6 protein-coding genes are annotated in these 5,482 nt (G+C 54.1%); 2 read left to right on the top strand and 4 right to left on the bottom strand.

What is annotated here, in order from left to right; all coding sequences use genetic code 11:
* Positions 1 to 666 (top strand): maltose ABC transporter permease MalG (gene malG / locus EQY_RS0113215; RefSeq protein WP_000298416.1); only part of this gene is annotated, 666 nt, incomplete at its 5' end.
* Between the two features lie 93 nt (positions 667 to 759).
* Here malG and psiE read toward each other — a convergent pair.
* Positions 760 to 1,170, bottom strand: a complete 411-nt coding sequence (psiE, locus tag EQY_RS0113210; RefSeq protein ID WP_000202902.1) for a phosphate-starvation-inducible protein PsiE — start codon at positions 1,168 to 1,170, stop codon at positions 760 to 762.
* 275 nt (positions 1,171 to 1,445) lie between these two features.
* Between psiE and EQY_RS25665 the strand changes: the two genes are divergently transcribed.
* Positions 1,446 to 1,724 (top strand): hypothetical protein, encoded by a 279-nt coding sequence (locus tag EQY_RS25665; protein WP_024212568.1) that lies wholly within the window; start codon positions 1,446 to 1,448, stop codon positions 1,722 to 1,724.
* Between the two features lie 46 nt (positions 1,725 to 1,770).
* Here EQY_RS25665 and EQY_RS0113190 read toward each other — a convergent pair whose 3' ends face one another.
* Genes EQY_RS0113190 through EQY_RS0113180 form a run of 3 tightly spaced genes read right to left on the bottom strand, consistent with a single transcriptional unit; the run spans position 1,771 to position 5,239 of the window.
* Positions 1,771 to 3,867 (bottom strand): YjbH domain-containing protein, encoded by a 2,097-nt coding sequence (locus EQY_RS0113190; protein WP_000745719.1) that lies wholly within the window; start codon positions 3,865 to 3,867, stop codon positions 1,771 to 1,773.
* Positions 3,867 to 4,604 carry a capsule biosynthesis GfcC family protein gene (locus EQY_RS0113185; RefSeq protein ID WP_000595527.1) on the bottom strand — a complete coding sequence of 246 codons (738 nt, stop codon included), beginning with the start codon at positions 4,602 to 4,604 and terminating at the stop codon, positions 3,867 to 3,869. The genes EQY_RS0113190 and EQY_RS0113185 overlap by 1 nt, the downstream gene beginning before the upstream one ends.
* Positions 4,601 to 5,239 (bottom strand): YjbF family lipoprotein, encoded by a 639-nt coding sequence (locus EQY_RS0113180; protein ID WP_001296632.1) that lies wholly within the window; start codon positions 5,237 to 5,239, stop codon positions 4,601 to 4,603. The genes EQY_RS0113185 and EQY_RS0113180 overlap by 4 nt, the downstream gene beginning before the upstream one ends.
* Positions 5,240 to 5,482 lie beyond the last annotated feature (243 nt).

Raw genomic sequence — 5,482 nt, 5'->3', positions numbered from 1 at the left:
CCTCCGCCGTTCCCGGTATTGCTGTGGCTGTGGAACTCAGTAAAGGTCGCCGGGATTTCCGCGATTGGTATCGTGGCGCTCTCCACCACCTGCGCCTACGCTTTTGCCCGTATGCGCTTTCCAGGCAAAGCGACGCTGCTGAAAGGAATGCTGATTTTCCAGATGTTCCCGGCGGTACTCTCACTGGTGGCGTTGTATGCGTTGTTTGACCGTCTGGGTGAGTACATTCCGTTTATCGGACTGAATACCCACGGCGGCGTTATCTTTGCTTACCTGGGCGGGATTGCGCTGCACGTCTGGACGATTAAAGGTTATTTCGAAACCATCGACAGTTCGCTGGAAGAAGCGGCGGCGCTGGACGGTGCGACACCGTGGCAAGCCTTCCGCCTCGTACTGCTGCCGCTGTCAGTACCGATTCTGGCGGTAGTGTTCATCCTGTCGTTTATCGCTGCCATTACTGAAGTTCCGGTCGCGTCGTTGTTACTGCGTGACGTGAACAGTTACACCCTGGCCGTGGGGATGCAGCAATACCTCAACCCACAAAACTACCTGTGGGGCGATTTTGCCGCCGCTGCCGTGATGTCTGCATTACCGATCACCATCGTCTTCTTGCTAGCTCAACGCTGGCTGGTCAATGGCCTGACGGCAGGTGGTGTGAAAGGTTAAAGATGTTGTTCTGCCAATGTTATGCCGCTGCACCCTCAACTTACGTTATCCCAACTTGTGACTGTTATTCGGCGCTCCCTGGAGCGCCTTTTTTTACTCCCGCTTCAGCCGTTTCGAATTACACAGCCATAGTGTGATCACCAGTAACAGGATCGCTGCCGAGTAGATCAACACATCCAGTGGCGATTTATGATCGACAATGATCAAGCGCACAATGGCGGTGATCCCGATATAGACAAAGTAACGTAAGGGAAAGTGAAAACCGGACTGGAAGTACTTCACAATCAGGGCGATAAATTCGAAATAGAGAAAGTAAACCACCAGCCCTTCCACCAGCTCATATTTGCTGGTTTGTTCTGGCGCGAACAGCACATCAGCCAGATGCACCGTTTCTTTGCCGAGGAATACGACCAGAATCAGGCCGAGGCACAGCAGGCCAAGATTGAGAACGGTCTGCAAAATGGTGGAGATAAACTCCACGCGCGGACGAGATAACGACGTCATAACAGCCCTCCAACTCAGTGGCGAGCTTCCTGTATAACGCAAAAATGTGACGGGGATCTATATTTTTTGTGTATGTTTTGTTCAACCTGGTGTTAGATGGTGCCTCCCGCCAGCGCCGGATGCGGCGTGAACGCCTTATCCGTCCTACCCGTAGGCCGGATAAGCCGCGTCTGGCGGCGCATCCGGCAAGACACACAGCCTCAAAAAATCACCCATTCAGGTGATTCCCGGCCACCAGCAAAGCGCGAAAAATCGACAATGTTCCTCTGGAACAAATGAAACGTAACCTGATAAAGGTGGTAAAAATGAAGCCTTATTTTGCTGCTTTGTTGTTATCAGTCTCTGTTCTTCCTGCTTATGCTGGTCCGCTCGGTACTGCTGATAAAGCCGACCTACCGCAAAGCAATGTCTCCAGCCCAATGATGGCCCAGTCGCTCAGGCAACCAGACCTGCAACCGATATCGACGGACAGGAAGACAGAATGTTTTCGCCTTTACACACCAGATCGCAAACCGGGGGTGAACTGCGTTCCTGATGGCTCGACAGGCCATTAAGAATGAGGATGCCAGTGATTGCGCATACTGGCGCCTTTCCCATGACTTAGCGGAAATTCACGCTTCGGTCGCTGGTCATGTCATACAACTGGAACTTACGCCCAAGTTGCTGACCACCGTCACGCGTCAGCGGCGTCCAGCCAATTGCCGCACGGCTGCGTGTCGGGCCAGACGCGAAGAGATCCAACGGTACAGAGACATACACGCCTTTGGTGAAGTCCCCTTCTCCGTACTCCTCTTTCGAAACATTAGTGATTGTGGCATAGCCACCCACAACCACGCCGCTGTCAAAGCGTTTGGCAATTTCCAGCGTGCCGCCTTTATCGCCTGCCAGATACTGCCCGACGCTGGCTTTCACTAACACATCCTGGGCGAAAGATGGCGTCCAGTACGCGGTCAGATGACCGGTTTTCACGCTGTAATCGGTGAATTTCATCATATCTTTTGCGCTACGCCAGTCACGCTGTTTAACGTAGTTGGCATCCAGACCAAACGCCCAGTTGCTGTCCAGCGGGCGATACAACACTTCTGCCCCCGCGCCGCCAAACATGGTTTCGAGATAACCACCGTAGACCTGACCGTAGAAGCCGTTGCCCAGATGCTGGAAGTAGTTGGCTTGCAGATTATTCACATAGACATCGTTCTGCACATACTCGCGCACATGGGTACGAACGCGCGGTAAGTGCGAGTCCTGCGGCGGATTGGTGTAGTTAAACTTGTCGTAGTTGTTGGCAAGGTTAGCAAACAGACTACCGGTGGTGAGCAGGTGATCCGTCAGCCACAAATCCGCCGTTCCCATCACGCCCAGTTGGTACATGTAAAAGTTTTCCGGGCCACCGACCGACTGGTTCAGCACCGGATCGATATGAAAATCAAAGCGCGATTTGTCGATATACCAGCCCTGCTCGGTGGACTGCGGAACCACCGGCTCGACGCGTTTTTGCGCCAGCTTCGTTTCATGCCCAAGCGGCTCGCCGACGAGATGATTTTTCAGGCTGGCGACATCGGTTTCCGTCGTCACCTGCGGCATGTTAAGGCGGTTTTCCGTGATACGGATCGTTTTGATCCCATCCGGCAGATCGTTCATCACGATCCGATTAGCGCGAATGATCCCTTCACGCGAATCACGATATTTCACCTGCTCGCCGGTAACATACAGCGTATCGCCTTTCGCCTGGATCTGCGGATCGGCAAGTCCGGCATTGTATTTCAACAGCGTTAACTGATTCGCCACCACCGAATGCTGCAAAATGGCATCCTGCGGCTGCGGTTGATATTGCGGGCGGGCGTTATCGTTGTAAGACGGGCGCAGATCGTTAAAGTTAGTGCGCAGCGTGACGCCAAACATAAAGGTGTTGCCGCGTTCATAGCTAAGGTTAACGTCGGCCCAATCGGTAACGCGATAAATCGCCCCGACGTTAAACTTACTTTTTTGCTCCAGCTTCCCGGCAAAATCCTGCTGATAATTATTGCCTTCATACTCCAGTTTCAGGCGCAGCGGCTGCCAGGGAGTCTGGTATTCCACACCGCCAAACAGTGAGGCCGGGCCGTGGAACATCTGGCTGCCGTCGATAGATCCTGCCTGTTTGTAGCTGTTATCGCGATAGCAATATTTATCACTGGCTGAACAGAGCGGATTTTTCACGTTACCGCTGGTGCCAAGATATCCCCAGCCCAGGCCGAGCATAAAATCGAATGGCCCCCAGGCTTTGCTGGCGACAAGGTATTCCGCATCAAACAGCCCCGTACCGCCGATATCTCGCGCGCCAACCGCTACTTGCGGTAGCCAGTAACTCTCTTCCCACAAACGCAGTTTGAGATCGAAGGCTTTATCTTTATACGTTTGATCGCCAGAGAACGCTTCGACGCTGCTGTACTGCCGGGTGCGCACATCGGTGTAGCGCAGCGTTGTTTCCAGCCACGGGAAGAGTTGCACTGAAGCAGAGTAATAACGGTACTGATCGTTATCACGATAGTTCAAACTTAATTCCCCTTCCCGCGCCATGCGCGCGGTGGGCATTTGTAACAGACCGACGCCGCCGAAATCCGATTGCGACGGCCCGATGGGCGCTGGATACGTTTCGCCATAGCAGGCCGTGCTAATGCCCAGCGCCAGTAAGCTAAGCAGATGTCTTTTTTTCATTATTGCGGTATCCGCTGCGTCAGAGTCTGAAGAATGTCGGCGTTCAGGGCATCAGGCGTCTTACTCCAGACGGAGTCCGCGAGGCCAACATAAATAATGCTGCCGGGCATCGGCTCTACGTGACGCTTGTTCCAGTAAGCCACCGGCGCTTTTTGCGTTCGCCCGTCCGGGTAAACCACCCACGCATAGCTGCGATCTGCACCGCTAAGCAGGCTCTGCCCGGAGAGATAGCTCGCTACGTCGCGACCTGGGGTGAATGGCTGATTGCCAGGACGACTGATAAGCCCGAACAGCGTGACCGTTGACGGAGCGGAACCCACCCACAGCGTGTAGTTGCCCTGCAACGGCGGGTTGCCACGTTCCGCAACGCGGACGATATCGGGATCAAGATTGATTTTTTGCCTGCCCGTCACCTTCAACGCCTGAATTTGCTGACGTAAGGCGTTAATCGCGGCGGCATCCTCGGCGCTGGAATCTGTTGCCAGTTCTGCCAGCCGTGTCAGCAACGCCTGCTGCTGCCGCAATGCTGCTGCCGTTGCCAGCTCTTCGCTGATCACCGCACCGGGCCACCAGCTATTCGCCAGTCGCGGTTGCCCCACCAGATCGATTAAATGCTCTGCGCCCGTCAGCGTTTTGGCCTCACTGCTGCCATTGCTGAACACCTTGACGGTGCCCGCCGCAAAGACCGATGACGCTCCCACGCTCAAAATCAACGCGACAATAGTTTGTTTAATCATTGTTTTGCTGCCTTGATGAGAGTGGTTTTCACCGGGAAATAATCCGCGCCGAGATACTGTTCCGACTGGCGAATTTGTCCTTCGCTGTCGATCCAGTAGCGGTTATGCCAGCGCGCCTGGTCGGTGGAGACTTCTTCGTCCAGCACGCGAACCGGAGTTTCATCGCTGCCGACTTTGACGGTATCGGTGCCATCCCATTTGAAGACTGAGCGTGCGGTGGCGTAACGTACCTGCTGGTACTCAGTCCAGCCCATCGTGCGCGTCCATGTTGCGCCATCAACAATTTGTGCGGGTTTAATCAGCGGGTCGGCGGCAAGGTTATTTACTTCAATCAGGTTGTCGCCGCCAAGCAAAGTCTTCACCAGACGACCATGTTGTGTGACGAGAGTGGCCTGATCCTGAGTGACCCATTTTTGTTGTCCGTCTTCAGCGAAGGCCAGCACCACAAATAACTGCGGCCCGCCATTAAGCTGCATGTACTGGCTGGCGTAGGGCATATTTTGAATATCATCGTCCGTCAGCTGTACGCCTGGCGTGCCGAACAGACTGTCCCACAGTGAATTGCCCAGCTCTTTAGTCGTGGCTGAACAGGCCTGTAATAGCAGGCAGATAAGAATGAGTGCAGGTCGCTTCACGACTCTTCTCCAGAGGGGCAGAATAACCACACCGGAGTGTGGTTATGGTTAATCCCCGTCATACTTCAAGCTGCAGATGCGGTGACCACACTCGTTCACCCCGGTCACATAGTTATCTATGCTCCCGGGGACTCACTCGCTTGTCGCCTTCCTGCAACTCGAATTATTTTGGGGATACATACGTTATTACTGGGTACTGGTGGTCGTGGTTGTGGTGGTTCCGGTATTAGAACCATCACCGCC

Origin of the sequence: Escherichia sp. TW14182 (assembly GCF_000208525.1) — a bacterium.
Taxonomy (GTDB): domain Bacteria; phylum Pseudomonadota; class Gammaproteobacteria; order Enterobacterales; family Enterobacteriaceae; genus Escherichia; species Escherichia ruysiae.
This window is presented reverse-complemented; position numbering and strand designations above follow the sequence as displayed.